We start from the raw sequence: 26,616 nt of genomic DNA on the forward strand, positions 1-26,616 counted from the left end.
GCCAATCACTCGCCGGCCGTGGGACAGCCGCTCTCTTTGGCGCTCAGGAACGCCTCGTTACCGGGGATCGTGGCGAGGGGTTTGTAATAGTCCCACTCCTTGGTGCTCTCACTCGGCGACTTGACCTGATAAAGATACATGTCGTGAACCATGTTGCCGTCGGGCTGCACTTTGCCGTTCGCCGTAAAGACGTCGTTCACCGGCATCGAATGCAATTCCTTGGCGACCGCCTCGGTTCCATCGGTGCCGGCTTTGTCGATCGCCTTCAAATACTGTGTCACGGCTGAATAGGTGGCGGCCTGGATCATATTCGGCATGCGGTTGGTGCGCTTGAAGAACCGCTGGGCGAACTCGCGGCTCTTGTCGTCGCGATCCCAGTAGAAGCCTTCGGTCAGCACCACGCCTTGCGCCGCCTCGAGACCGAGCCCATGCACCTCGGCCAGCGTGAAGAGAAGCGCTGCAAGGCGCTGACCGCCCTGCACGATACCGAATTCGGCCGCTTGCTTGATCGAGTTGGAGGTGTCGAGGCCGGCATTCGCCAGGCCGATGACCTTGGCGCCCGACGATTGCGCCTGCAGCAGGAAGGATGAATAGTCGGTCGAGCCGAGCGGGTAACGCACCTCGCCAACCACCTTCCCGCCATGGCTCTCGACGAACTTTGCGGTCTGCTCCTTGAGCGAATATCCGAATGCATAATCGACGGTGACGAAGAACCAGCTGTCGCCGCCTTGCTGGACGAGAGCGCCACCGGTCCCCACTGCCTGCGAATGCGTGTCGTAGGCCCAGTGGAAGCCATAGGGCGAGCACTGTTTACCAGTTAGCTCGGTGGTCGCGGCGCCGGTGACGATATCAATTTTCTTCTTTTCCTTGGAAATCCCCTGGACGGCGAGTGCCACCGAGGAGGTGGTGAGTTCCATGATGGAATCGACCTGTTCGGTGTCATACCACTGCCGCGCAATGTTGGAGGCGATGTCCGGCTTGTTCTGGTGGTCGGCGCTGACGATCTCGACCGGCGCACCTTGCACCTTGCCGCCGAAATCCTCGACCGCCATCTTGGCGGCCTCGACCGACCACTTGCCGCCGAAATCGGCATAGACGCCCGACTGGTCGTTGAGAATGCCGATCTTGACCTTGCCATCGGAAATCTCGGCGGCTGCAGCAGGCATCGCAGTCGCTGCAAGAAGCGCGGCCGAGACCAGGTACGATAGCTTCATTGGTGACTTCCTCCCTTATGGTCGACAACCGAGCAACATGTCGGCGGCTGCCTGCTGCGGCACGAAGAGCGGCCTCCCATATTCCATCCTCTCCAGCGCAAAATCACGCAGCGCTGTACGGCCACCGTCCTTCAAATCGTAACATCGCTCGGCAACGCGAGAACAGTTACTTTAGTATTAGGCATCCGCGATACCCGGCCGCCGAAGCGCAACATAGCGCCGGATCGTGCGGCGTCCAGATCGGCCTTTATTCTCGCCGAAGCAACAATTACGGCTGACGGTCCGGATATCGTTGAACGAGAATTCCCCTCGTCAACCGTCGGCTGGATGATGGCAGGCGACCAGGCGGCCCTCGCCGATGCTTTGGAGAAGCGGGCGCTCGCTGCGGCAGATCGGGGTGGCAGCTGGGCAACGGGTGTGGAACCGGCACCCCGAGGGGTGGGTTCATCGGGCTGGGCAGGTCACCCTTGAGCACCAGCCGGCCACGCCGCGCCCGGTCGATGCCGGGTATCGGCACGGCGGAACGCAGCACCGCGGTGTAATGGTCTCCCGGACATTCGCGGCAATCGAGGAAGATCCGACCGTCTATCACACCATAAATGGTCCCAATGAGTTCCACGTCATCGGCACGATGCGGGACTGGACCATCGTCGACCGCCTGCATCGGATCGAGGCGCCGACCTGGTTTTCCGCGGCTTCTACAACGAAGCGACCGAGGCCTGCGTCCAGCCCTTTCTGGATCTTATCCCCTACGTCGAAGGCCTGGTCTTCCCGAATTCCAGCCACATGCCGCATGTCGAGGAAAAGCACGACGGCCTCGCCGCCGTCGGGCGCTTCCTGGCCAAATACGATTGACGTTGCAGCACCAGGCCTTCTGCTCCAACGGATCGTCGACACGGCGCAGTGGTCATGAAGGCCGGCATGGCCGGAATCAGCCTGCCTTCACCTGTACTGGCTTCCCGTCGCTGAAAAATCTGACGGATACGGAGTGGGAGGGACCCCCGGCGCCGGTGGGTATGGAAACCATCGCCTCCAAGTTTCGCAAAACACGTTGCAACCGAATTGATTAGCCGTCGTTAAAGTGCGGGTGATCTAGCGGGGCATGGGGAGCTTTCATGCAGACGTATCTCGTCGAGCGTATGGACGGCGACGATGTTATATCGGTGCGCGTTGTCAACGCGCCGAGTCCGTTCAGAGCCGCAGCTATGATGACGGGCGGGCGTATTACCTTCCGAACGTGGGAAAAGGATTGGATTCGTGTGACCGACGAAAATCGGGGACAGATCTATGCATATTGTTTCGTCTCCGGCAGCTATTCCGACACCGAAGCATCGCCTGTATCGCCCGGGAGAACCACAGAATAGGCAATATGCCTGCGTAGCGGCAATTCCGTCTTCAACCCGCCTTGGTCTTCGATCCCGCCTTGGCATGTGTCCAACAGGTGTTGCCAACTTGGCACAAACGCCAGTGCTCGCCGTGTCATGCGCACCACGGCAGCCAGCGAGCTCGGCATGATTGGCTCGGCCCGCGGCTTGCGAAACAGGCGAAGGGCATCATCAGAATGATCGATGAAAAGATCGGGGCGGGGGGCGATAAGTGACCCTAATCTTAGCGTAGGCAACTCATGTCTTCGGCATATTTGGGATCAGAAGTCGCGGATCAGGATCTAGCGGTGGATTGTCAGACAACGACCTCCGATAATTGGTCAAGTGTCCCACAATACCCACTGGATCAGGGTGGTCCCGTACTGCGCCCATTTCAAAGATTGGGCGCCGATTTTGCCAACAGTGCGGCCTTCGAGCACCTGAGAAATATCGTCCGCCAGTACCCCGACAAGCTTGCAATCAGCGACGGCGCCAATCGTCTGACCTATTCCCAGCTTCTCCGGTCAGTCGAGACGCTGTCCTACCAGATCGCGGCGGCCGTCCCAGATGGACAGGCGATAGGGATTCTTCAGGCCAACTCAGCCTGGTATCCCATCGCCATGCTGGCCAGCATGGCGGCTGGGCGCCCTTCGGTGCCGCTCAACGCACGAGATCCTGGCTCGCGGATTCTTGAAATCGTGGCCGGGGCGCGACTCTCAGCTATTCTGGGCGAGGGCAATGTCCGACCCGAACGTTTGCCTCACCGGGTCAGTTGGATCGATGTGTCGACCAGTGCGGCCTCGCAGGGTGGGCAAGTGCCTCAGTCTTATTCCGCCTCGGTCGATGCGCCCGCCATCGTGCTTTATACATCAGGAAGCACGGGCCGGCCCAAAGGCATCGTTAACAGCCAGCGCAGCTTGCTGTGCCGGGTCCAGCAATATGTCGATGCATGCCACATCAACTCGGATGATGTTTTCCTGCCATTGACCGGACCCGCCACAATCGCCGGGTGCCGGGAGATTCTTGCGGCTCTTCTCACCGGCGCCACCTTGCATCTGGTCGAAGTCGAAGCGGTCGGCTTGCGCGCCGTGCAACGTCTGGTGCGATCCGCGGGCGTGACAATCACCTATCTGGTGCCGGCACTGCTTCGCGCGCTTATGGCAGACGGACCTGCGGAAGCATTTCATTCACTCAGAGTCGCCCGGATCGGTGGCGAGAAGGTGCCGTGGAGCGACATCGCCCTGCTGCGCAAGGCCGTCTCCGATACGTGCCTCATCCAGATCGGTTACTCGTCAACCGAGACCACGGGCTCGCAATGGTTCCTGCCGCGAGACTGGCCGGAGCATGGAGATTCGGTTCCAGTTGGCTGGCTACTGCCTGGCATCACCTTTGCAATTGTCGACAAAACGGGCCGCCGCGTTCAACCAGGCCGCAGCGGAGAGCTTCTGATCAGGAGCCCCTATGTCTTGCTTGGCCATTGGGAGGACGGGGCTGTTGTGCCGACAACATCAGACCCGGACGATCCAAGCCTTCGGATTTTCGCGACGGGTGACCTCGTTAGACTTGATGACCAAGGCCTACTGCACATCGTCGGTCGCAAGGGGCGCCAGGTAAAGATCAATGGTCGACGCGTCGAGCCAGCCGAGCTCGAACGGGTGCTGCGTTGCGCACCCTCTGTTGCGGATGCTGTGGCAATCGTGGCTGCGGCGAATGAGCTTGTCGCCTTTGTTGTTCCTCGGCGCTCGGCCGAAGCGGCCTTTTCAGACGAGCTTCGCCAGCTTGTCAGGTCCAATCTGCCGCCGCCGCTGCGTCCCCTGCGGTTGCACACGATCGCCGAGATGCCGCGTCTGCCGAGCGGCAAAGTCGACATCACGACACTTGCAGACATGGATCTTTCAGCCAGAGAGACGGCAGCGATCGAGCGTCCGCTCGAGCCGCGAGGCAAGCTGACGGCGCAGCAGGTCGTCCAGCGGGCATGGACCAGCATTCTTAATACGCGGGTGGCGGCAGGGCGCTGGGACGACGCCGGAGGAGATTCACTGAAGCTGCTGCACTGCGTCATGGAAATCGAAAGCGCTATCGGGCAGGAACTCGGTCTTGAGGCCTTCACCGTCGGGATGAGCCTGGACGAAATGGTCAAGGCGGTCGTATCTGCACAGGCAGGCGACCAAAGCGCGCGCGCCGAGAAGCACGATCCTCCCATTCTTTTTCTGTTCCCGGGGTCGGTCGGCTATGGCCCGAGCCTTGCTGCCTTTGCAGCAGCGATGGGCAAGGTCACCCGCGTTGCCCCGATCAGGTATCCGGCCCTGGCTCTGATACTGCGCGGGCAAAACAGCCTCGCCGACATGGCCGATGCCGCCGTCGAGCAGATCCGCCGCACTCAACCTTCGGGTAACATACGACTTCTTGGCCATTCGCTCGGCGGCGCTGTTGCTTTCGAAGTGGCGGCGCGGCTGCTGGCCGCGGGGCGAACCATAAAGTTTGTCGGCATACTCGACACCAGCCTCGTCGGCGAGCGAAGCGCCTACTTGGAGACGTTTACGCGCACATTTAATCGAATCCGGACCAACCGCGTATCCGCTTACCGGATGGCTTGCCGCGCCCTCGCGAAAGTCGCCGTGAAAATGGGGCGAGAGGCGCAACTGGTCCGGTTTCTCGATCGCTACGCTCAGGGACAATTCAATGCGACGAGCTTTAGAACCAAACTGGAACTGCAGGAGGTTTTGCGGGCACGGGCCTTCTTCCAATGGCTGACAGAGCCGAAGCCGGCGCTGCCGATCACCGGCACCCTGTTTCGCTGTGCTCGACCCGGAATGACTCTGGCCATCGGCTGGGATCGCGTTTTCGCCCATCTGGACGTGATTCCGATCGTCGGCACCCATATCGACCTGGTCATAGAGCCTCACCTCGCCACCAACCGTCCCCTTATCGAGAAAGCGGTGGCGCAAACCTATTCGCCAACCGAGTCTCGCAAACTGGAGTACAAGCCATCGACCTGATCTCAACATTCGGCAAGGACGCGCTGGTGCTCGAGGCTGGCGCGGAAGTCGATCGTATCGTCCAGATCTTGCGCCAGCAGGTCTTTGGCACGCTGCGACGTCGAGGGGTGGTTGTCGGCCTCTCAGGCGGCATCGACAGCTCAGTCGTCGCGGCGTTGTGTGCTCGCGCCTTTGGAAAAGACAAGGTCCTCGGGATATTCATGCCGGAGCGCCATTCCTCCGGCGACTCGCTAAGGCTCGGCCGCACCGTCGCCGCGCAGCTTGCTATCGATACGGTCCTGGAGGATATAACGCCGGCCCTGGAAGCGATCGGCGCCTATAGACGGCAGATCGAAGCAATCAAGACTGTCGTTCCCGAATATGGGGACGGCTGGAAATGCAAGCTGGTGCTCGCCTCGGTTCTCGAGAGCAACGGTCTCAACATCACGCGCCTCACGGTTCAGGACCCCGAGGGCAGGACCGACACGGTGCGTCTGCCGTCGGCAGCCTATCTGCAGATCGTCGCGGCAACCAATTACAAGCAGCGCCTGCGGAAGATGACCGAATACTACCATGCCGACCGCCTCAACTACGCGGTAGCGGGCACGCCGAACCGCCTGGAGTACGACCAGGGCTTCTTCGTCAAGCAAGGCGACGGAATTGCCGACCTGATGCCAATCGTCCACCTCTACAAGACCCAGGTCTATCAATTGGCGGAATATCTTGGGGTGGAGGAAGAGGTCCGGCGAAGACCGCCCACCACGGACACCTTCTCGATGCCGCAGAGTCAGGAGGAGTTCTACTTCGCGCTGCCTTATTATTTGATGGATCTGTGCCTCTACGGCTTGAACCACGGGATAGCCAGCGAAGAGATCGCTGAGGCAACCGGCCTCACCGAGGCGCAGGTCCAGAAGGTTTTCAAGGATATCGACAGCAAGCGGCGCGCCGCACGTTATCTTCACGCGCGGCCGTTGGTGTCCTCTTCAATGGGCGAGGGCTAGGCGATGTGCGGCATCGCCGGAATTGTGTCGCTGAGCGCCGCAGCGGCGTCCCCTTCCCGGGATGCGCTGATACGTATGGCGGGCGCGCTGGCGCATCGCGGCCCGGACGAGCGCGGCCTTTACCGGGACAGACGTGCAGGATTGGCGCATGCCCGCCTGTCCGTCATCGATCTCGCAAGCGGCCAGCAGCCACTCGCCGGCGCGGACGACACAATGTGGATCGTCTTCAACGGCGAAATCTTCAATTACGTCGAGCTGCGACAAGACCTGGCCGCGCTCGGTTATCGCTTCCGCACACGCAGCGACACCGAGGTCATCGTCCATGCCTATCATGCCTGGGGCGAGGCCGCCTTCGAGCGAATGAATGGGCAGTGGGCAGTCGCCATCTGGGACTCCGTGGCTGGTCGTCTCGTCTTGTCGCGGGATCGGTTCGGCATCTGCCCGCTGCACTTTTGCGAGCATGGCGGACGGCTTTACTTCGCCAGCGAGGTGAAGGCCATTTTCGCGGCCGATGCGGACATACCCCGCGCGTTCGATCCAGCCGGCATCGATCAGACTTTTACTCTTTGGACTGTCGCGCCGCCACAAGGCGTGTTTGGAGGAGTAAGCGAACTCACGCCTGGGCATGTCCGCATTTATGACCGCGGCGTCGTTCGCGAGCGGGCTTTTTGGAAGCCTGCCTATCCAGAGGTTGACGGGCCTGGCGATGATGAATTCAGCGGCTCGCTTGATGACGCGGTGGAGGAAGTGCGCAGCGCCTTGGAGACCGCGACGGCGCTCAGGATAGTACGCGCCGACGTGCCGGTTGGCTGCTATTTGTCCGGCGGGCTCGACAGCTCACTGGTCGCCACGCTGGGGAGACGCTTCGCGGGCGAGCGCTTCCAGACTTTCTCGCTGCGTTTTGCCGACGCCGAATATGATGAGACGCATTTCCAGCGCCTGGTTGCCGGCGTGGCCGGCAGCGACCATCATGAGGTGGTTGTTTCGCGCAGCGATATCGCTGGCATCTTCCCTGAGGTTATCTACCATGCCGAGCGGCCAATCCTAAGAACCGCGCCGGCGCCGCTGTTCCTGCTCTCGAGACTGGTGCGCCAGCATGGCATCAAGGTCGTGCTGACCGGCGAAGGGGCCGACGAAATGTTCGCCGGCTACGATTTGTTCCGCGAAGGCAAGGTCCGCCGCTTCTGGGGACGCCAGCCCGCCTCGAAGCGACGCTCCCGTTTGCTGGAGCGCCTCTATCCCTATCTCAGCCGCTCGCCGGTACAGCAGCAAGCTATGGCACGCCAGTTCTTCGGGCGCGACATCCACGCCTGTGGTGCGCCTGGTTTTGCGCATGGCACGCGCTGGCGTACCACAAGCGCCATCAAGCGGCTGTTTTCGCCAGACATGCGCGCCCAAACGGAGCGCCATAACGCCGTGTCCGAGCTGCTTGCCCGCCTGCCGTCGGAGTTTTCGCGATGGGGCTCTCTTGCGCAGGACCAGTATATCGAGATCCAGACGCTGATGTCGGGCTACCTGCTGTCCTCACAAGGGGACAGGATGCTCATGGCTCATTCCGTCGAGGGGCGCTTCCCGTTCCTCGACCATGAACTCGTGAGGCTCGCGAATTCGCTTCCGGCCGCCTACAAGCTGCGCGTGCTCGACGAAAAGCATGTGCTGAAACGTGTAGCGCAACCGATCGTGCCGTCGGAAATCGTCACCCGCAAGAAACAGCCTTACCGGGCCCCCAACGCGCTTTGCTTCGTCGCAGATGGCGCTCCGGTCTACATTCGCGAAGCACTTTCGGAGGCGGCGCTGCGCGAAGCGAACGTCTTCGATCCCAAATCGGTTACCCGGCTCCTGAGCAAGTGCCAAGCCAGCGCCGGCGGCGGCGACCTGTCCAACTCCGACAATATGGCGCTGGTCGGAGTGCTGTCGACGCAGCTTCTCCATCGGCAATTTATCGCGAGCCGTCCAAGTGGGGCTCGCACGCTCAAGCTCAGCATCGATATCGACCGCGAGCATCGTGAAGAGGTGCTCGCATGATGCATGGCGCCGTACCCCTCCTGCACGACTATCTCACCAACTCTGCCAGCCGGCTCGGCGCCAAGGTGGCCCTGGTGTGCGGCAATCAACGTGTCACCTATGGCGATCTCGACATGCGCTCGAACGCCATAGCGCACCATTTGACCGAGGCTGGAATTGCGCGTGGCGATCGAGTGGTGATCTTCGCCGACAACACTGTCGAGGCCGTCGTCGCTTTCTGGGCGGTGCTCAAGGCCAACGCCGTGGTGTGCATCGTCAATCCGCTCACCAAAAGCGACAAGCTCGATTATTTGCTCAACGATTGCCGCCCGACGGCACTGATCACCGACAAACACCTGCACTCGATTTTCAGGGATCCGGCGCGGAATTGCCCATCGTTGCGCCGCATGATCGTCTCCGGGCCGATCGAACGCAACGACCTGCAAGAACTTCCGCATGCTGTGCGCTGGGATACTGCGGTCGCGGCAGCCCGCAGCACGCCGCCCGCGCGCCGCTGCATCGACATCGATCTCGCTGCGATCATTTATACGTCCGGCTCGACGGGCGAGCCCAAGGGCGTGATGCTGACGCATCGAAACATGATCGCCGCATGCGCCTCGATTTCCTCGTACCTGGCGCTTGCCGAAGACGAGGTGATCCTCAATGTCCTGCCGCTCGCCTTCGACTACGGTCTTTACCAGATGATCATGGCGTTCGGCGCGGGCGCCCGGCTGGTGCTTGAGCGCTCGTTCGCCTTCCCGGCGCAGATCCTTGGGCTGATCAAGCAAGAAAGGGTGACGGGCTTTCCCGGCGTACCGACCATCTTTGCCGCACTCGGGGAGCTCAAGTCTCTGAGGGATCAGGATTTTTCGAGCATTCGCTATGTCACCAACACTGCGGCCGCCCTGCCGCTCAAGCACATTCTCCTGCTGCAGGAGCTGTTTTCTGGCGCCCGTATCTATTCGATGTACGGCCTTACCGAATGCAAGCGCTGCACCTACCTGCCGCCGGACGATCTGGAGCGAAAGCCGTTGAGCGTCGGCATCGCCATCCCCAACACGGAAATGTGGATTGTCGACGAGCATGACAGGCGGGTCGGACCCGGCGTCGTTGGTCAGCTCGTCATCCGCGGAGCGACGGTGATGAAGGGCTATTGGGGCAAGCCGGAGGCGACAGCCAGAAAGCTCAAACCCGGACCGCTGCCGGGTGAGCAGGTCCTGTACACCGGCGACTACTGCCGGATGGACGCCGAGGGCTATCTCTACTTTGTCGGTCGCGGCGACGAGATCATAAAATCGCGCGGAGAGAAGATAGCGCCGAAGGAGGTGGAAAACGCGTTGATGAACATTGCCGGCGTACGGGAAGCCGCGGTCATCGGCGTTCCGGACGAGATGCTCGGGCAAGCAGTGAAGGCGTTTGTCGTGATGGAGCAGGGAAGCATGCTCGGCGAAAAGCAGTTGCAGAAAGAGTGCCAGAGACGGCTGGAAAACTTCATGGTTCCGAAGTCCATCGTCATCGTACCCAGTCTGCCGATGACCGACACGGGCAAACTCAAAAAAACGGCCCTGTCATGAGTCGGCACCAAAGCGAAGTTGATCAGCATTCATCTTTTGTACCGGAGGCGAAATCAATGTTATCTACCAAGGATAGAACCGATACCTTCAGTGAACAAATTCGCGCTTTCCTGGCCTCGAATTTCTATATAGCCGATCCGGACAGTCTGGAGAGCGACACCTCGCTTCTCGACCAGGGCATCGTGGACTCGACGGGGGTGCTCGAGGTTATCGGCTTCATCGAGGAGACCTTCGGCATCACGGTCGAAGACAGCGAGCTGCTGCCCGAGAACCTCGATTCCATCCAGGGAATTGCGCGATACGTCATGCGCAAGAGAAACTGATTGCCGAAAGCCCGCAGCTCTGTTTCAAATCCCCGGCTGTTTTAAGCCGCGACAGTGCGTCTGAAGCCTGCCGCGACTGTGGCGCTTATGCCTGCGCCTTTGTATGTGCCACAACCACCCGGCCCTCGCCGGCTGGATTGGTGACTGCCCGGATACTCTCATAGACCTTGGAACGCTCGAGCAAACTCATGACCTGCCGGTCCTGGCCAAGGCCGACCTCGAAAAGCAGGATGCCTCCGCGCCGCAAATAACGCGGCGCCTCCTTCAGCACCCGCATGTGGATGCTCAGGCCGTAGGGGCCGGCTGCGAATGCTTCACGCGGCTCGAGTTCGACCAGATGCGAACGGTCGCCCTCGAGCCGTTTTTCCGAAATGTAGGGCGGGTTGCAAACGACCACATCGATCGTCCCGTCAAGCTCCAGGCCGGAGAAGGCGCTGAACAAGTCGCCCTGAAGCACTGTTACCCGCTCCTCCATATCAAGATGGATGACGTTGCGGCGCGCGACCTGCACGCATCCGTCGGTAAGATCGCTTGCCCACACGCGCGCGGTGGGGGCGTGGTGCGCGATGGCGCATGCCAGATTGCCCGCCCCACAGCACATGTCGACAACGCGAGGTACCGGCAAGTTCAGTTGGCTCAGAACATCGAGAGCGGCGTTGCCGAGCAGTTCCGTTTCCGGTCGAGGAACAAGCGCACCGGGCGAGACGAGCAGCTGCAGTCCCATGAAGGTGCTGCGGCCCCTGCCATAGGCATCGGCGACATTGATCTCTTCGCTCACGACACTCACCTCCCGTTTTATCCGGCGTTGGTGGCCGACAATGGCGCACCGATAAAGTGTATCTTAAAACCGCTTAACTCTCGATCGACAAAATCAAAACCCAATCCCGCCTCAGACGCTTTGAAGCCCTGATGCTACAAAGATGACCATAAGCTTCTGCGCCGTGTCATGATTAGGAATATCTCCTTACTCGAGCCGGTTATCCCCAGGCTGGCGAGCCAGTTGCCGAATTCTCAGCCTGGCGTCACGATTTTGCTACATTTTAATCAAAGAAGGCACATATGTAAGCAATTCGTAATGTTCCAGCAGCGGGGCGGAGCTGCTGCTTCCCGGAAGGTTAAAGTTTGTCCCTCATCGAAAGAATCGACGAGATTGCGCGGCAATTTCGCGTCAACGAGCGCGCATCATGAAGTCGACCAAAGAGCGCTCGCTCGATCTACGCTCCGCAATGTTTGGCTGTGTGCACGGCCTCGTCGGCGTAGGCGTTTTCTCCGCATTGATAAATATCCTCGCCTTGACCGGCTCCGTCTACATGCTCCAGGTCTACGACCGCGTGCTGCCTTCGCAGAGCGTGCCGACTCTTATCGGATTTACCGTCGGGATGCTGGGACTTTACGCGGCCTATGGGCTCCTCGATTTCGTGAGGCTTCGCCTGTTGGTCCGCATCGGCAGCCGCCTGCATAAAAATCTGCAGCAAAAGGCGTTTGCAGCCTCGCTTTCCCTGCCCCTGGTCGCCGGGCCGGATGCGAACCGGATACACCCGCTTCGTGATCTGGACCAGCTACGTGGCTTTCTTTCCGGGCTGGGGCCGACGGTCTTATTCGATGCTCCCTGGATACCATTTTATATGGTGGTCATCTATCTGCTGCACCCCGCCCTTGGCGTGCTGGCAACGCTCGGTGCATGCGCCGTTGTTTTTTTGACGGTGGTTGCCGAGATCATCGGCCGCAAACCTGCGGCTCGTGCATCTGAAACACTCGTCGCGCAGCGGCTGCTGGCCGATTCCGGCCGCCGCAATGCAGAGGTCGTTCAGGCGATGGGCCTGTCTGCTCCGCTTAGCCGGCGCTGGAACGAGGTCAGTCATCTTTATCTGAAGAACCAGGAACGGCTTTCGGACGTCGTCGGCGCAGCGAGCTCACTGTCGAAGACGCTGCGAATGGCCTTGCAATCATGTGTGCTGGGGCTTGGTGCCTACCTTGTGATCGGGGGCGAGGCCTCGCCCGGCGTGATCATTGCATCGTCCATTTTGCTGGGCCGCTCACTAGCGCCGGTCGATGTGGCCATCGCAAACTGGAGAGGGTTTCTGGCAACCCGCAAGAGCTATTCCGAGCTGGCGGCAGCGCTGGATGCCTTTGTTAGCCAGCAAGAGACAATGGAACTGCCGCGCCCAAAGGCGGAGCTTGCGGTCGAAGATTTGACTGTCGCGCCACCAAGCCTGCAGAAGCCAACCATCTTCAATGTAAGCTTCCGCTTGGCAAGAGGCGCAGGGTTGGCGGTCGTCGGCCCGAGCGGCTCCGGCAAGACCACGCTCGTGCGCGCTTTGGTCGGGGCGTGGAAGCCGCTTCGTGGCACGGTAAGATTGGACGGCGCCTCGCTCGATCAGTGGAACTCAGAACTGCTCGGCATTCATATTGGCTACCTGCCACAGGACGTTGAGCTGTTCGACGGGACGATCGCCGATAACATTTCGAGGTTCGGTGGCAAAAGCGACGCAAAAGGCGTGCTGGCAGCTGCCAAGGCTGCGGGCGTGGACAAGATGATCATGCGTCTTCCGCAGGGTTTTCAAACACGCATCGGAGAAGGCGGCGCGGCCCTTTCGGCTGGGCAGAGGCAGCTCGTCGGGCTTGCCAGGGCACTTTACGGCGATCCCTTCCTCGTCGTTCTTGACGAACCAAATTCCAATCTGGACGCAGACGGCGATGCTGCTTTGGCCGGCGCAATCCTGGCTGTGCGTCAGCGCGGCGGTATCGTGATCGTCGTTGCGCATCGCCCCTCCGCTCTCGTCAACATCGATCAGGTACTCGTCCTGTCGAACGGGATGCTCCATTCGTTCGGCTCGCGCGAAGACGTTCTGGCAAATGTGGTCCGGCCCTTCCCGCGTCCGGACAAGCCAAACATTGTCGTTCCGCTGCAGCACGGTGCAAGCGGGCATGCGTGAGGTATTGCTTAGTGTCTAACGTGACCATGTCGTCATATGCTGCGGTTGGCGGCGAAGGCCAGCCGACCGGGGCGAAGCCGGAGTCGGATGGCATTCGAGCCAATCTACCCTGGGGTAATCTGGTCCGGAGCCTGGCAACAAATTGTCGTTCCGCCGCGCAAAGGTGCGGCCGAGCATATGCGAGGTATCGCTCCACTGTTACCGTGTCGTCATACGTCGCCGCCGGCGGTGAGAGCCGTTCGTTGGAGACGAAGCCAGATCCGGATGGCATCCGGGCCAATCTGCTCCTGGGCCTGGCAACCAGCTTGCTGTTGGTCTTTGGCGGAGGGCTCTGGTTGGGATTGACCAAGATTGCCGGCGCGGTGATTGCGCCTGCGACTGTGGTGGTCGAAAGCAACATAAAAAAAGTGCAGCATCAAACCGGCGGCACCATCGGCGGAATCTTCGCGCAGGACGGCGATCATGTGAAGGCCGGCGACGTGTTGGTCAGGCTGGACAACACCTTGACCCGAGCAAACCTGCAGATAATCACCGAGGACCTCAATCGCGCCACCATTCGTCTGGCCCGACTGGAGGCCGAGCGCCAGGGTCTGCCGGAAATGCAGATCCCGCCCGACCTTCGCGCTCAAATGGGTGATCCGCAAGTGGCGGCACTTGTCAGTGGCGAGCGTGCCTTGTTTGAAAGCCGTGCTGCGGCGCTGGCTGGCCAGAAAGCCCAATTGCAAAGCCGCTCGAAGCAGCTGGAACGTCAGATCGATGGCCTCAAATCGCAGCAGTCTGCGACGGACGAGTCTCTGGATCTGCTGACCAAGAACCTTGCAGATGTCGAATCTCTCTATGCAAAGAAGTTGGTGTCCAAGGAGAGGTTGAGCAATGTCAGCCTGGAGAAGACCCGGACTCGCGGCGAATCGGGACGCCTTGTCGCGGCGATAGCGGAGGTACAGGCTCACATCAGTGAAACGGACCTGCAGGTGCTTCAGCTCGACGAACAAATGCGGAGCGACGTGACCAACGAACTTCGCGAAACGGAAGCCAAGCAGACCGAACTCAGTGAGCGCAAGGTGGTGGCCGAAGACGAACTCGGCAGGACAGACATTCGTGCCCCGCAGTCGGGCACGGTACAAGAATCCTCGGTCCACACCGTCGGAGGCGTAATTGGCGCCGGAGAGGTGCTCATGATGATTGTGCCCGATTCCGACAACCTTGTCGTCGACGCTTCCATTCCTCCGTCGCGTATCGATGAGATTCATCCCGGACAGCAGGTATCGATCCGCTTTCCGGCGTTCGACGCCGGCACCACACCTGCTTGCGAAGGCTCGGTCAAGCGCGTCTCAGCGGATCTGATCAAGGATCAGCAACGCCAGCTTTCCTATTTTTCGGCTCGCATCGACGTCGAGAATGAAGCGACCTGCCTGACTGGAGAGAAAATACTCAAACCCGGCATGCCCGCCGAAGTCCACATAAGAACCGACGAGCGCAGTGTCTGGTCCTACTTGATGAAGCCTCTTACCGACCAGTTCTCCAGGGCCTTCAGGCAGTAAGGAGGCTGCCACACTCTCAACCGGCAGCCCGGCCGATTCATCGGGTCGCCGCGTTTTCGAGAGCGCTGCTGAACCTGACCTCGATCGTGTCTCCCGGCATGACCTCGGTGTCTTCTTGGACAAGCTGTTTCCGCCATTCTTCGCCGAGCTTGCGAATGATCGTTACCTCGGCCTGGATCCTTTCGCCGGCAACCGGCAACGGCAGGGCGGCCGCTCCCGTGGGCTGCAACTTCTGGCTGGCGGCGCGAAGTCTTGCGCTGACGTCGGCAAGGCGCACGTTGGTATCCTTCAGCTCGGTCAACAGACCGATCCTTCTTTGGTTGTCATTGCGTTCGCGCTGTCTGGCAAAATCGTCCTGCTGACGTCGTGCTCTCATAAGTTCAACCGAGGTTTCGAGTGCCCGGCTGGAAGAGAGCACCAAAGCGCGCCGGACGTCGGCGAGCCGGGTATTGGTTAGATTTCCCGACTCAAACGCTTTCCTTACGCGCGCCAGTTCGTCTTCGTCCGCCTTCACCCCATCCGCTTCGGCCCGCTCGCGCTCGAGCAAGGTCTCGGTTTGCGCTGCAGCATCCTTGCCACTTTTGTCGAGAAAGCTCTGCTCTTTCTGGAAATTGTCCAACGAGAGCTTCAGCCCTTCTGCTTCGGCCTGCGCGATCGCCGACGCAAAACCTGCCGACAACGGCGACCCTTGTGGTGGCTGCATGTCGAAAGTCGACTTACCCTGAAGTTCGGCGCGCAGACGGGCGCTGTGAAAATAGTCTCTCGTGTATTCCCCCCAAAGCGACTCATAATCGCGCCGCAGATCCACCGGATCGGGGCCAACCTGGTTTGCCCGGGACCGCAAAAGGCTGAAGCCACCTGACACCGCAATCGCCTGCCGCACGGTCATCAGCGGGCGATAGGCCTGCTGTCCGGGAGTGAGCACGTCGCCAGTCACATAGATCGGCCTGTACTCTGCAACCACGGCGGTCACGTCTGTCGGCTTGATGACGATCATTTGCTCCCGCCCGTCAGGCAGCCGCTGGTGGAATATCTTGGTTGGCAAGATCGTCTGCATGCGTGTCTGCAGTTCGGCCGGAGTCAGGCCGCCAACCGAAACCATCCCGACTTCGGGAAGCGCGATCGTGCCGTCCATCTGGACCACCGCACGTTGCGTTCGCTCGGAGATGGAGGCAATTCCTATCTCGACGGTATCGCCGGCGGAAAGTCGATAAGCAACCCGTGCTTCCGCCGCAGCGGCCGTTTCCATCGCGGCTAGCATGCCGAGCACGACAAGAAGGATTCGATTAACGAGGACCATTGGCGGCAATCTCCTTCTGGTTCGACCGCGACTCTTCCGGCCAATCGAGACGGGTGATGAATTCGTAGACTGGCCCGCCAGGCACGCCCCAGTTGCTCGACCAGATCACCTGTGAGCCGTCGGGGGACGGCGAGGCATGGGTTTCGCTCCAATAGTCGGACGGGACGTTGTGGGTTTGCGTGACTCGTCGAACCTCACCGCTGCCGTCGAGGCGCAGCGCGATCACCTCTCGCGCATATGGCGCCCAGTCGCGATTGGCAGATATCTCATCGGGATTGCCGCCATAGCTCACGAACACCCAGCCGCTCCTGTCCAGTGCCCGCGCGGACGCATGCTCCGCTTCGCCAAATTTCATAAGCGAGGTGACCTTCCCGTCAATCAGTCTCCTTTTGATGACGTGATATTTGTCAGGGTCGGATTTGCTGATGCCCACGAAAACTTCGCTACCGTCATCATCGACCGTCATATCGCCATGGCCGGGCCGATGATGGTCCGTCCACCTCTGCCGCAACGTCCCGTCGACGGAGAAAATAGCTCGCTGTTCTGTGTCTTCGTTCACGTTCTGAAAGCACAGGATGTTCGCTCCCAGCGGGGAGATCGAGCAGGCGCTGACCGTTCCGGCAAGCTGGGCAAGATCGATGTCAGGAAATTTCCGGCGCTGCTTGAGATCATAGGCAAAGGCAACCATCGCACCATCCCCACGGATCGCGCGCACTGCTATGCGGTCGCCGTCGCGGCTAGGATTGCCTTTGGACGGACCGAACTGAAGATCATGGTAATTCGGCGACACGAACAGCACGTCTTCGCGATTGGTCCGTGGCGCCCAGGTCGAAATTTTCCGGTCCTGAACGCAAATCATCAGATCGGGATTTTGCGGATGCCATTCGCATTCAGCCGATCGAGCGCGACGGAAAAGCGGGACATAGGTGTGCCCGTCGAAAAAGCACATGCCATTGCAGCCGTTGGTGATGACGAGGAGGCTCTGGTCTGAATTCCATGCCTGGGAGCTGGAATAACGGTGGCTGCAAAATTTCTTCTCGCATACGACGCCATTGCCAAGAGCGCCAGGCTTGGTGATGCGCATGAAAACTGTCCCGAAGGCTGGATCCGTCGCGGGTTGGAGATAATCGGGCAGATCCATCATCACTGGCGCGACAAACTGTGTCGGCGCGCTGTCTTGCCGGCCGCTGGCCGTGGACAAATCCAACGACAAGGCAGCCGCAATCAACAGCGGAGCCAACCCACGCGGGCGAAAGGTCATGTCATGTAGCCCATTTCGTGTCGCACCCGGCCTTCGCTGAGGCGCCCTTGCCACCATCCGATGGTCCGCTCCAAGCCTTCGCGCAGGCTGGTCTGGGCGCGCCATCCAGTCTTGCTTTCGAGGAGCGAAGAATCGGCCAGCAAGGCACGCACCTCGGAATTCTGCGGCCGCAGCCGGCGCTCGTCGCGGTGAATTGGTTTCTTGCAGCCACTCAACTCGATCACCAGATCCAATATGTCCGAGATCGTCACAGCGCGCTGGCTTCCGGCGTTGTAGGCATGGCCAAATTCGAGCTCGGCCGAACCTGCGGTCAAAAACGCCGCCGCGGTGTCTTCCACGAAAGTAAGGTCGCGGATCGGGCTTGTGTCTCCCACCATGATCGCAGGGCATTTTTTATCGAGAGCCTGACGTATGATGGTCGGTACGATGGCCCGCTCACTTTGGCGTGGGCCGTACGTATTGAAGGGCCGCATGATAACCACGGGAATGTCGAACGATCTGGCGTAGGACTCCGCCATCATGTCCGCACCGATCTTGGATGCCGAATACGGTGACTGTCCCTGCAATGGGTGGGACTCGCTGATAGGCATTGTCAGCGCGGTGCCATAAACCTCGCTTGTCGAGGTGTGCACCACACGCTCTGTCTCCCATTGGCGCGCCGCTTCGAGGACGTTGACCGTGCCCAGGATGTTGGTTTCCACATAGGACTGGGCGGCGGCATACGAATACGGGATAGCGATCAGTGCGGCGAGATGAAACACGACCGCCTGGCCGCGCACGATCCGATTAACGAACGCGCTGTCGCGAACATCGCCGCGGATGAGGTTCAACTGGCTTCGTATAGTGTCCGGTAAATCGTCCAGCCAGCCGTGGCTGTCGAAGGAATTGTAGAGAGCCACCGCGGTGACGTCGGCACCGCTGCGGACGAGCGCCTCGGTGAGATGCGAACCGATGAACCCATCGGCACCCGTAACCAGAACTTTCCTGCCCTTGTATGCCATGACCCAAGCGTTCCCCCTATGACGTGAGGCACTGACTTTGCAAATCCACGAGAGCGCCGATGTCCCATCTGCTCTCAAGTTTCGATCGGCGGCGGCGAAACGACGCCAAGCACCGCCAGCAGGCCGCGCACCATCCAGACGACATCGGAGACGATCGTGCGTTGCGGATAATAGGAAAGGTCAAGCCTGGCTTTGGCCGGAAACAAGACCTCACGGTAGAACAGTAACGGGTCCACGGATCGCGGATAAAAATGCGCTTCATTCCGGAAGAGAACCTGGGCTGGACCAAGCAAGCCTGGCTTGTATTGTAAAATACCCTCGAAGCCCCCGCGAAAACAATCGGCGAAGACAAGGCTCTCCGGGCGCGGCCCGACGATTGCCATCTCGCCCCTGAAGACGTTCCAAAGCTGCGGCAGCTCGTCGAACTTGGTGACGGCGAGGAACCGTCCTACCGGCGTCATGCGGCTGTCATCGGCCATGGTCAGCGCCAAGCCACCGGGATCGCATTTTACGCTGAACTTGCGGAACTTGTACATGCGGAATGGGCGAGCACCGGCCCCGACGCGGGTCTGCGTAAAGAAGATGGGCCGACCGCCTTCCAGCAGCAGCGCCACGGCAATCAGCAACATCAGCGGAGCAAAGACGATCGCCGCGGCCGCAGCAATGACGAGATCAATTGCTCGTCTCACAGTCCCATGGGCGGCACTTGAGACGTTAGGCCGGTGAATGGCTACGTCCAGGGCATTCATGCGGCTGTTCCTGTCTGAGCGCAACCGCTAACCGCTGCGGCAAGAGCGACAACCACCGTTTCGACCAAAGGTGCCGTGACCTGCGGATGCAGCGGTACCGTCAGCTCGCGCTGCGCGAAATCTTCGGTGCGCGGCAAATGAGTATCGGGGATAAGCTCACGATAGAGCGTCATCTGGTGCACCGGCGGGTAGTGGATAGTGGTTTGTATCCCTTGCGCGCGCAGTGCGTCGATGACGTCTTGCCTGTCGGCGTAACGTGGCAAAAGGATAGGCATGATGTGGTAGGCCGACGTCCGCGGCTCGTGGAACGGGATGGTCACGGCCGGACAATGCTTGGCTATGAGACGGCGATACAGCATGACCAGGATACGCCTGATCTCATTCCACTCCTGCAAATTTTGCAGCTGGACGAGTCCGATCGCAGCCCGCAATTCATCCATGCGATAGTTGAATCCGAGCATGGTGACATCATACTGAGGGGTGCGGCTGTTCAGCCTTTGACGTGTCCCGGTGGTCATCCCATGTCCACGCGCCTGGCGGATTGTCTCGAGCAGACCGGCATCCCTGGCGATCACAGCCCCGCCTTCCGCCGTGGTCATGTTCTTGTTGCCGTAGAAGCTGAAGGCGGCCGCGGCACCAAATGTCCCCACCTCCTTCAAGCCCGGCGCATGCGCCGCGTCCTCGACGATATGCAGCCCCCGGGCACGGGCGAACCTCTGCCATTGTTCCCGATCGGCGAGGTAGCCGGCGAAATGGACGAGAATGATTGCCTTGGTGCGGGTCGTGCATTTCGCTTCGGCTTCCACGATCGACATCAGCGGCACGTCGGCTGACTCGATGTCCACGAAGACCGGTGTCGCACCGACATAGAGGACCGCATTTGCGGTCGCCACGAAAGTCAAGGATGGCACCAGCACCTCGTCGCCCGGTCCGATGCCAAGTGCGTGCAAAATGAGATGAAGCGCTGCCGTACAAGAACCGACCGCGACGCAATCCTCCGCACCATGGACGTCGGCAAAAGCTTGTTCGAAGGCTCGTACCTGCTCCCCCATTGTCAGCCAGCCGCTGTCGATGACCTTGGTCAAAGCAGTCTTTTCCGGCACACCCAGGATCGGGGCACTGACCAAGAGCATCACAACCTCCTAGACTGATAATTGTGGGAACCGAGCTCGTGACTTCATCATGCAGCCGTCGCGGTGACCTCGATCGAGGCCGATTGGTCTTCCCAGGAAATGGTCTGTGCGTTCTGGAAGTCGTCGACGCGCCCGATATCGAGCCAGAGACCCTCATGCTTGTACACGTGCACGGTTGTGCCGTTCTGCATCATCTGCAGCATCAGGTCGTCGAACCCAAAGGGTATGCCGGATGGGATAAACTGCAGAACGTCCGGGTTCATGCAGTAAATTCCCATGCTGACCAGATGCGAGAGGGTCGGCTTCTCGCGAAAGACCTGCACGGTATTGTCGACTTCGTCGATGACGCCGAAATCCATCTTGATCAGACGACAGGCTGTTGCGATCGTCACCGGATCGGTGTGCTTACGGTGCGCTGCTACAAATCGACTGAGGCTTAGATCCGTAAGGACGTCGCCATTGAGAACGATAAACGGCTCCGTCAGTTCATCCCTGATCAAAGACAGTGGCCCGATGGTGCCAAGCGGCTCCATCTCCTGCGTATATCGAATTTTCAGGTTCCACTGCGAGCCATCTCCACACACGGTGCGGATCAAGTGGCCGAGATACCCGGTTGTAATATAGACTTCCTGAATACCGTTGCGTCGCAACCATTTCAGAAGCATCTCGAGAACCGGCCGTGCGCCGATCGGCATGAGCGGCTTCGGCAAGACCGAAGTGAAGGGGCGGAGGCGTGTTCCCATTCCTCCACATTGAATCACCGCTTTCATCCTGGTCCTCCCTTGTTCATTCGGCCTGAACGCTATCGTCACGGGCCGGCTATCCTGCCTTGGTCAGCACCCGGGAAACACGTTCTTTGCCCCTCCGAAGAACCGGTGAGATTTCCCGCAGAAGACCGGTGAGATTTCCCCACCGATCCCTGATCCGGACATTGCATCTGGATGGTATGTGGCCGTCGGGGTGGATGTCGTCGTGCATTCGAATGGTAACAATTCGGCCGTTTTGCTGTTCTATATCTTTGGATCTATGGCAGTGCTGAATGACCAGCCGGTCTGTCAGCTTTCCAAAAGGTCAGAACGTATGTTCGACGACGTTCGGCGGGTTCGCTCACAAGGGGCAAAAAAAAGAGGAGCGTTTCCCGTTATTTAAGATTATATTAGAAATTCGGCGTTTGTGGTGTTGGGGGTGCCGCGGCGTCGGCTGGATGAATCGACGAGTGAATGGCTACGACTTCAGGCCCATCACCGTTCAATCCATTCAGATACGCGTTGGGGTAGTTCAATGTATCGAATCGTCATCGCCGACGATCACGGCTTGTATCGTCGCGGCTTGCGATTGGCACTGACCGCAGGCATTCCAGGTGTAGAGATATTTGAAGCGTCTTGTTTCGACGCGGTGCTCAGTTTGCTGGCGGAGCAATCGTTCGTGGATCTCGCGATCCTGGATCTGAATATGCCAGGCCTGTTCAATCAAGAAGTGCTCGGCGGGATCCTGTCCGCCTATCCGGATACGCGATTTGCGATCGTTTCCGGAAACGATTCACGCTCGGAAATACTCACGGCTCTGTCGATCGGGCTTCACGGTTACATCGTAAAGTCGCAGACGGACGAAGAGGTTGTTTTGGCCGTCAATGAAATCCTCTCCGGGCGCATCTATGTTCCCGCACTTCTGTCACGCTCGGGTGCAACGCAAGCAACCCACGCGCATACCCACTCCGAGAAGGGCCCACAGCGACGTACCGCTGGCGTCAACCTTGGCAGGCTGACCTCGAGGCAAAAGGAAGTCCTCAAGCTGATGGCGGAAGGCTATTCAAACAAGGAAATTGCGCGCGATCTGGAAATCGCGGAGGCGACCACGAAAATCCACGCTGCTGCGGTTCTGCGTGAATTGGGGGTACGCAATCGGACCGAGGCTGCCGTTATGCTGAAGACTTGGCTTTCGAGACATGCCAGCTAGAGCGCCGCGCGTCCTTTTGGACGTGCAACGGCATCCCATGACTCCTCACGCATATTACTGCATATCCCAAAGCCACGGCGCAGCTTTGGGCCAACGACATTCTTGGAAAGAACACTGCCCATCTCAAAGGCCGCTCAGCGCCACCCGCCTTTAGATATCTGCTTCCGATTGTAGCACTGCACTACAATCCGATTTCCTTGCGCGACAGCCGCAGCGAATACCGCAACCCTTGGTCCGATATTTCCAGCCTGGGAGAGTGACCGACAAGCGGCGCTCCATCCACTCCGATTATCATGGAACCGAAGCCATGACGGACTACACTTGAGGTCCGCCGCCGCCCCGATTCCACCCACTCGAACACGACATCGCTGCCTGTGTCTTCAGCTGCGAACGTCCAGCTTACGTCGATCCGGCCTTTTGAATCGCCAAGCGCTCCGTATTTCATGGAATTGGTGGCAAGCTCGTGAACGATCATTGCAAAACTCTCGGCGGCGCCTCCCGATATCGCCACGGACGGACCGCTGACCGATATGGCGCGTGTCCCCATATAAGGGTGCAACTCTTGCGCAACGAGATCGTTTATCGCCCCCGATACGCTGCCGTTGCGTGAAAGAAGCAAATGGGTTGCCTCGAGCGCGCGTATCCGATCGATCAGCATTTCCTTGTATTTGGCGACGTTGTTTCCGGGAACATCGACCATCTTCACGAGCGCCGTGATCACCGCGAAAACATTGCCGAATCTATGACGCTGTTCGAGCATGATGCGCTCCCGCTTCTTTGCCGCGGCACGCAGCAGCGTGGTTTGTCGTCTCTCGCTCAGATCGGCAGCCACTCCAAGCCGCTGTCCACCATCATCATGTCTTTCCTCCCTTCCGCGCAGCGCAACCCAGCGGATATGTCCGTCCGGTCGGCGGACACGTATCTCAACATCGTAATTCGTGACCGATGGTGCGGCCTTTCTCGATGCCGCCAGCTTTGGCCAGTCCGCCGGATGGACGACAGCTGACAGTTCCTCCAAACTGCGGCTATTGGCCTGGGCCAGGCCGAGAATGTCCCAGAACGTGTCCGAGCCCGTGACTGTCCCGTCTTTAAGGTCGATGCGCCACGTGCCCAAGCGTCCAGCAGACAGAGCGAGGTCCAGCCATTCCTTCTGAGCCCGAAGCGCTTCGTGAACAGCGCGTCGTTCCGAAATATCGTCGACCACCACGAAGATGCTCTCCGAGAGTCCCCCCTTGGGCACGGACGAAGAAAGCGTTAGCCGAGCCCAGAATGCCATACCGTCCTTTCTTAACAGACGGACCTCGGAAACGAACGAAGAGATGTCATTGCCCAGCCTTGCCAACAATTGCGCCAAGGTATGCCGGTCGTTCGGATGGGCGAGCGTATCGAGCCGCAATTGGGCAAGCTCCTCCTCCTTGTACCCGGTCATCTCGCAAAGGCGTTTGTTGGACTGAAGCAACTCACCTTTCTCGTTGGTGTTCGCGAATCCCAGGGCAGCACGTTCGAAGGCCCAACGATAGCGGCTTTCTGTCGCTTCGACGGCAGCTAGCCTGGCCTCCGCGACTTCCAGCAACTCACGCAAGTCCTGCCGAAGGCGATGGAACGTCATGGCAATTACCCCGCCCGAAACCAGAAGCAGGATTGCGCGTGCCCAATCTCCATTTGAAATGTGATCGTGTCCTCGCGCCCACAGGCCGACAGTCACCATCAGAATGGTCGCAGCAAGCGCTGCCACGCGGTCTTCGAGATAGGCGATAATAATAATAGCCGGAATAAATTCCAGAAAACTGGCGCCTTGCCCAATATAGGCTGACGATTTGATTTCAAATATCAGTGTGGCAGCTAACACCGATGCAGAGGCAATATGAGTTAGCAATCTGCCCGACGGGTTCGAATTCGACCTGCGCGACTGCGAGCTCATGGACACAGACTACAACCTTCTGACTAGCCCGTCGAGACTAGAGCAAAAAACGTACAGCTTAGTACCACTGCCGGATTGCCATACCGCTATCATAGCGCGCATTTTATCGGACGCAGCGGGGCCTAAGAGCTGCCTTAGAACTGTCGGATCATATTAAGTTTTTCAAGGTGGCGATGAACATATTATCCGTCAGCGCATAGAAGACTAGAATCCAGCGACACATAGAAGACTACATGAATCCCGAATACTTATTTCGGGCGTGTGAAACTTTGGGTTAGGGGTAGAAAATGAATCTGATCGATAGACAGGTCAATGCTTCTTCGAGCAATCGGTACATTGCTACGAGGACCAGGTATGATTTTGAAGCGCGGAATACGCGGCCCTCTTCTGGTCACCTTGCCGATCGCGCATCGGATCTATTGGACGCAAGGTTCGGCGAACAAAAAGGCCGCAGTCTGGAATCCATAACCGGCGTGCTTGATCGCATTGGCTGTGGCTATCTCGTGCTGAATCGCGAGAGAAAGGTGGTCGAGTGGAACGCAGCCGCCCAAACCACGCTTGAGCGCCAGGGGGAAGCGGCCGACACTGCGAGCGGGCTTACGACCGCCCTAAGGCGGCTGATCGCAAATGTTCCGGGTCAATTCCTGCCGGGCTCACTATCCTGGGTGGTGATCCGCAGCAGAGGCGACCGTCCGGTGATTCTGAACGAGAACGGCGTTATCGCTCCCGACGGAACGAGCATTGTGGCGTTGCTGGATCGGGATAACAGATCTGGGCCAAATCCTCGCACGTTGCAAAGAATGTTTGGCCTGACGAGCGCAGAAACGCACCTCGCCTTGCGCCTGGCTCAGGGCGACGCTCCTTTGGAGATCGCTCGCAGCTGGCGCCTCAGCCGCACCACGATCCGTTCCCAGCTTGCCTCGCTGTTCGCCAAGACCGAAACAAAACGCCAGGCGGAACTGGTGGCCCTTCTTGGCCGCATTTCGGTCCTGCCGTAGAGGCAGGCCACTGGATACCATCGCCGGACGTCGGCATCCGCCCGGGGATTCAGACGGCGCAAGTTGGAGTGTCATGACTTGGCAGGTCGTGCACCGCATGACGGAAGCCGCAATCCCGGACCGGCCATTCGGTACTGTCGAACGGATTCGAAAGGCGACAAGTTGGACAACGATCTAGGCAGCGAGTCTGTTCTTGCCGCAGCGGAGAAGGTGGAAATCGCTCGATCGCGTTCGGACCGCGCGGTGAAGAGACTGGCACGGACCGGACCGATCGTCGTCACCGGCGCGGCAGGCTTCATTGGTTTTCACGTCGCTTTGCGGCTTTTGCGTCTGGGTGTCGAAGTCATCGGCGTCGACAATTTCTCCCCCTACTACGATCCACGACTCAAGGAAGCGCGATTTGCGCGCCTCTGTACCGAGCCGGGCTTCACTCCGATGCGAATTGATCTGGCGGATGCGGCGCGTGTCCAGTTGCTGTTTTCAGAAGTTCGACCTTCAAACGTTGTGCATCTCGCGGCTCAGGCCGGCGTGCGACATTCACTAGTTGACCCGCATGCCTATCTGCAATCGAACATAATAGCCTTTCTCAACGTTCTTGAGGGCTGTCGGCACTTCGGCGTTAGTCACCTCGTCTATGCCTCTTCGAGCTCCGTCTACGGCTCAAATCGAACCATACCGTTTTCCGAGCATCACGGCGCCGATCATCCTGTCAGTCTGTACGCCGCAACCAAGCGTTCAAACGAATTCATGGCGCACTCATACAGTCACTTGTTCGGCTTACCTATGACTGGACTGCGCTTCTTCACCGTTTATGGCCCCTGGGGCAGGCCCGATATGGCGGTCTATATGTTCACGCGTGCGATTATCGAGGGGAATCCAATCGAAGTAGCCAATGCCGGCCGCGTGTGGCGAGACTTCACCTATATCGACGATATCGCTGAGGGCGTGGTTCGAGCACTTGCTGCACCGCCGCGGCCCGATCCGCATTGGGACCCCTTCACCGCCGATCCTGCTACAAGTTCCGCGCCGCATCGCGTCTACAACATCGGCAACGACTGGCCCGAGGAGATCAACCGGCTCATTTCGATCATCGAGACCGCCCTTGGCTGCCGGGCGCTTCGCGTGGATGTGCCGTTGCCGCCTGGCGACGTTTTAGAGACACGCGCCGACGTCAGCGACCTTCGCAAGGCCGTCGGCTTCGCCCCGACGACGCGGCTTGAGGACGGAGTGCAACGCTTTGTCGAATGGTACCGGGACTTTCATGGAAGGGATGCCGCGACCAGCATACGGCAACAAACGTTGGTGCATGTAGAGGCCACCGTGTGATCCGCGCCTTGTCGGAGCGACGGATCCACGCGTCTG

Annotated in this window: 22 protein-coding genes; 11 read left to right on the top strand and 11 right to left on the bottom strand. The window is 59.5% G+C overall.

Annotation, left to right across the window (positions count from 1 at the left end):
• Positions 1-5: 5 nt before the first annotated feature.
• From NKJ84_RS15880 to NKJ84_RS15890, 3 genes are all read right to left on the bottom strand, one after another.
• Positions 6-1,214, bottom strand: coding sequence for an ABC transporter substrate-binding protein (locus NKJ84_RS15880; protein WP_352507226.1), 1,209 nt, complete (start codon positions 1,212-1,214; stop codon positions 6-8).
• Positions 1,215-1,526: 312 nt separating this feature from the next.
• On the bottom strand, positions 1,527-1,607 hold the full coding sequence (locus tag NKJ84_RS33245; RefSeq protein ID WP_502895561.1) for a hypothetical protein: 81 nt from the start codon (positions 1,605-1,607) through the stop codon (positions 1,527-1,529).
• Positions 1,608-1,802: 195 nt separating this feature from the next.
• Positions 1,803-2,024 carry a hypothetical protein gene (locus NKJ84_RS15890; protein ID WP_352507227.1) on the bottom strand — a complete coding sequence of 74 codons (222 nt, stop codon included), beginning with the start codon at positions 2,022-2,024 and terminating at the stop codon, positions 1,803-1,805.
• 305 nt (positions 2,025-2,329) lie between these two features.
• Here NKJ84_RS15890 and NKJ84_RS15895 point away from each other — a divergent pair, with 305 nt between their 5' ends.
• The 6 genes from NKJ84_RS15895 (at position 2,330) to NKJ84_RS15920 (ending at position 10,458) form a co-directional block, all read left to right on the top strand.
• A complete protein-coding gene (locus NKJ84_RS15895; RefSeq protein ID WP_352507228.1) occupies positions 2,330-2,578 on the top strand; it encodes a hypothetical protein in 249 nt (82 codons plus the stop codon).
• A gap of 260 nt (positions 2,579-2,838) precedes the next feature.
• On the top strand, positions 2,839-5,577 hold the full coding sequence (locus NKJ84_RS15900) for an AMP-binding protein (RefSeq protein WP_352507229.1): 2,739 nt from the start codon (positions 2,839-2,841) through the stop codon (positions 5,575-5,577).
• On the top strand, positions 5,574-6,557 hold the full coding sequence (nadE, locus tag NKJ84_RS15905) for an NAD(+) synthase (protein ID WP_352507250.1): 984 nt from the start codon (positions 5,574-5,576) through the stop codon (positions 6,555-6,557). The genes NKJ84_RS15900 and nadE overlap by 4 nt, the downstream gene beginning before the upstream one ends.
• A gap of 3 nt (positions 6,558-6,560) precedes the next feature.
• Positions 6,561-8,582, top strand: a complete 2,022-nt coding sequence (gene asnB / locus NKJ84_RS15910; protein ID WP_352507230.1) for an asparagine synthase (glutamine-hydrolyzing) — start codon at positions 6,561-6,563, stop codon at positions 8,580-8,582.
• Positions 8,579-10,135, top strand: coding sequence for a class I adenylate-forming enzyme family protein (locus tag NKJ84_RS15915; RefSeq protein ID WP_352507231.1), 1,557 nt, complete (start codon positions 8,579-8,581; stop codon positions 10,133-10,135). The genes asnB and NKJ84_RS15915 overlap by 4 nt, the downstream gene beginning before the upstream one ends.
• Positions 10,136-10,191: 56 nt before the next feature.
• Positions 10,192-10,458, top strand: coding sequence for an acyl carrier protein (locus NKJ84_RS15920; RefSeq protein WP_254819389.1), 267 nt, complete (start codon positions 10,192-10,194; stop codon positions 10,456-10,458).
• An 85-nt stretch (positions 10,459-10,543) separates the two neighbouring features.
• Here the strand turns inward: NKJ84_RS15920 and NKJ84_RS15925 are convergent, their stop codons facing one another.
• Positions 10,544-11,236: a N5-glutamine methyltransferase family protein gene (locus tag NKJ84_RS15925; protein WP_352480482.1), complete on the bottom strand. Its 693-nt coding sequence runs from the start codon at positions 11,234-11,236 to the stop codon at positions 10,544-10,546.
• 406 nt (positions 11,237-11,642) lie between these two features.
• On the opposite strand from NKJ84_RS15925, the gene NKJ84_RS15930 reads away from it, so the two are divergent.
• Positions 11,643-13,394: a type I secretion system permease/ATPase gene (locus NKJ84_RS15930; protein ID WP_352507232.1), complete on the top strand. Its 1,752-nt coding sequence runs from the start codon at positions 11,643-11,645 to the stop codon at positions 13,392-13,394.
• 242 nt (positions 13,395-13,636) lie between these two features.
• On the top strand, positions 13,637-14,935 hold the full coding sequence (locus NKJ84_RS15935; RefSeq protein ID WP_352507233.1) for an HlyD family type I secretion periplasmic adaptor subunit: 1,299 nt from the start codon (positions 13,637-13,639) through the stop codon (positions 14,933-14,935).
• Between the two features lie 37 nt (positions 14,936-14,972).
• Here the strand turns inward: NKJ84_RS15935 and NKJ84_RS15940 are convergent, their stop codons facing one another.
• From NKJ84_RS15940 to NKJ84_RS15965, 6 genes are all read right to left on the bottom strand, one after another.
• Positions 14,973-16,235 (bottom strand): polysaccharide biosynthesis/export family protein, encoded by a 1,263-nt coding sequence (locus NKJ84_RS15940; RefSeq protein ID WP_352507234.1) that lies wholly within the window; start codon positions 16,233-16,235, stop codon positions 14,973-14,975.
• Positions 16,222-17,496: a hypothetical protein gene (locus NKJ84_RS15945; protein ID WP_352507235.1), complete on the bottom strand. Its 1,275-nt coding sequence runs from the start codon at positions 17,494-17,496 to the stop codon at positions 16,222-16,224. Before NKJ84_RS15945 ends, NKJ84_RS15940 begins: the two co-directional genes overlap by 14 nt.
• Positions 17,493-18,497, bottom strand: a complete 1,005-nt coding sequence (locus NKJ84_RS15950) for an SDR family NAD(P)-dependent oxidoreductase (protein WP_352480477.1) — start codon at positions 18,495-18,497, stop codon at positions 17,493-17,495. Before NKJ84_RS15950 ends, NKJ84_RS15945 begins: the two co-directional genes overlap by 4 nt.
• A 74-nt stretch (positions 18,498-18,571) precedes the next feature.
• Positions 18,572-19,246 carry a sugar transferase gene (locus NKJ84_RS15955; protein ID WP_352507236.1) on the bottom strand — a complete coding sequence of 225 codons (675 nt, stop codon included), beginning with the start codon at positions 19,244-19,246 and terminating at the stop codon, positions 18,572-18,574.
• A complete protein-coding gene (locus tag NKJ84_RS15960) occupies positions 19,243-20,379 on the bottom strand; it encodes a DegT/DnrJ/EryC1/StrS family aminotransferase (protein WP_352480475.1) in 1,137 nt (378 codons plus the stop codon). The genes NKJ84_RS15955 and NKJ84_RS15960 overlap by 4 nt, the downstream gene beginning before the upstream one ends.
• Before the next feature lie 47 nt (positions 20,380-20,426).
• Complete coding sequence (locus tag NKJ84_RS15965) at positions 20,427-21,149, bottom strand: nucleotidyltransferase family protein (RefSeq protein WP_023675619.1); 723 nt, start codon at positions 21,147-21,149, stop codon at positions 20,427-20,429.
• 511 nt (positions 21,150-21,660) lie between these two features.
• Between NKJ84_RS15965 and NKJ84_RS15970 the strand changes: the two genes are divergently transcribed.
• A complete protein-coding gene (locus tag NKJ84_RS15970; protein WP_352480474.1) occupies positions 21,661-22,335 on the top strand; it encodes a LuxR C-terminal-related transcriptional regulator in 675 nt (224 codons plus the stop codon).
• Between the two features lie 181 nt (positions 22,336-22,516).
• On the opposite strand, the gene NKJ84_RS15975 is transcribed toward NKJ84_RS15970, so the two are convergent.
• Positions 22,517-24,256: a PAS domain S-box protein gene (locus NKJ84_RS15975; RefSeq protein ID WP_352507237.1), complete on the bottom strand. Its 1,740-nt coding sequence runs from the start codon at positions 24,254-24,256 to the stop codon at positions 22,517-22,519.
• A gap of 287 nt (positions 24,257-24,543) precedes the next feature.
• Here NKJ84_RS15975 and NKJ84_RS15980 point away from each other — a divergent pair, with 287 nt between their 5' ends.
• Together NKJ84_RS15980 and NKJ84_RS15985 are read left to right on the top strand one after the other, a co-directional pair.
• Positions 24,544-25,254 (top strand): helix-turn-helix transcriptional regulator, encoded by a 711-nt coding sequence (locus NKJ84_RS15980; RefSeq protein ID WP_352507238.1) that lies wholly within the window; start codon positions 24,544-24,546, stop codon positions 25,252-25,254.
• 243 nt (positions 25,255-25,497) lie between these two features.
• Positions 25,498-26,580, top strand: coding sequence for an NAD-dependent epimerase/dehydratase family protein (locus tag NKJ84_RS15985; protein WP_352507253.1), 1,083 nt, complete (start codon positions 25,498-25,500; stop codon positions 26,578-26,580).
• The last annotated feature ends 36 nt before the right edge of the window (positions 26,581-26,616 follow it).

It is taken from the genome of Mesorhizobium sp. M0048, assembly GCF_040323405.1.
Taxonomy (GTDB): domain Bacteria; phylum Pseudomonadota; class Alphaproteobacteria; order Rhizobiales; family Rhizobiaceae; genus Mesorhizobium.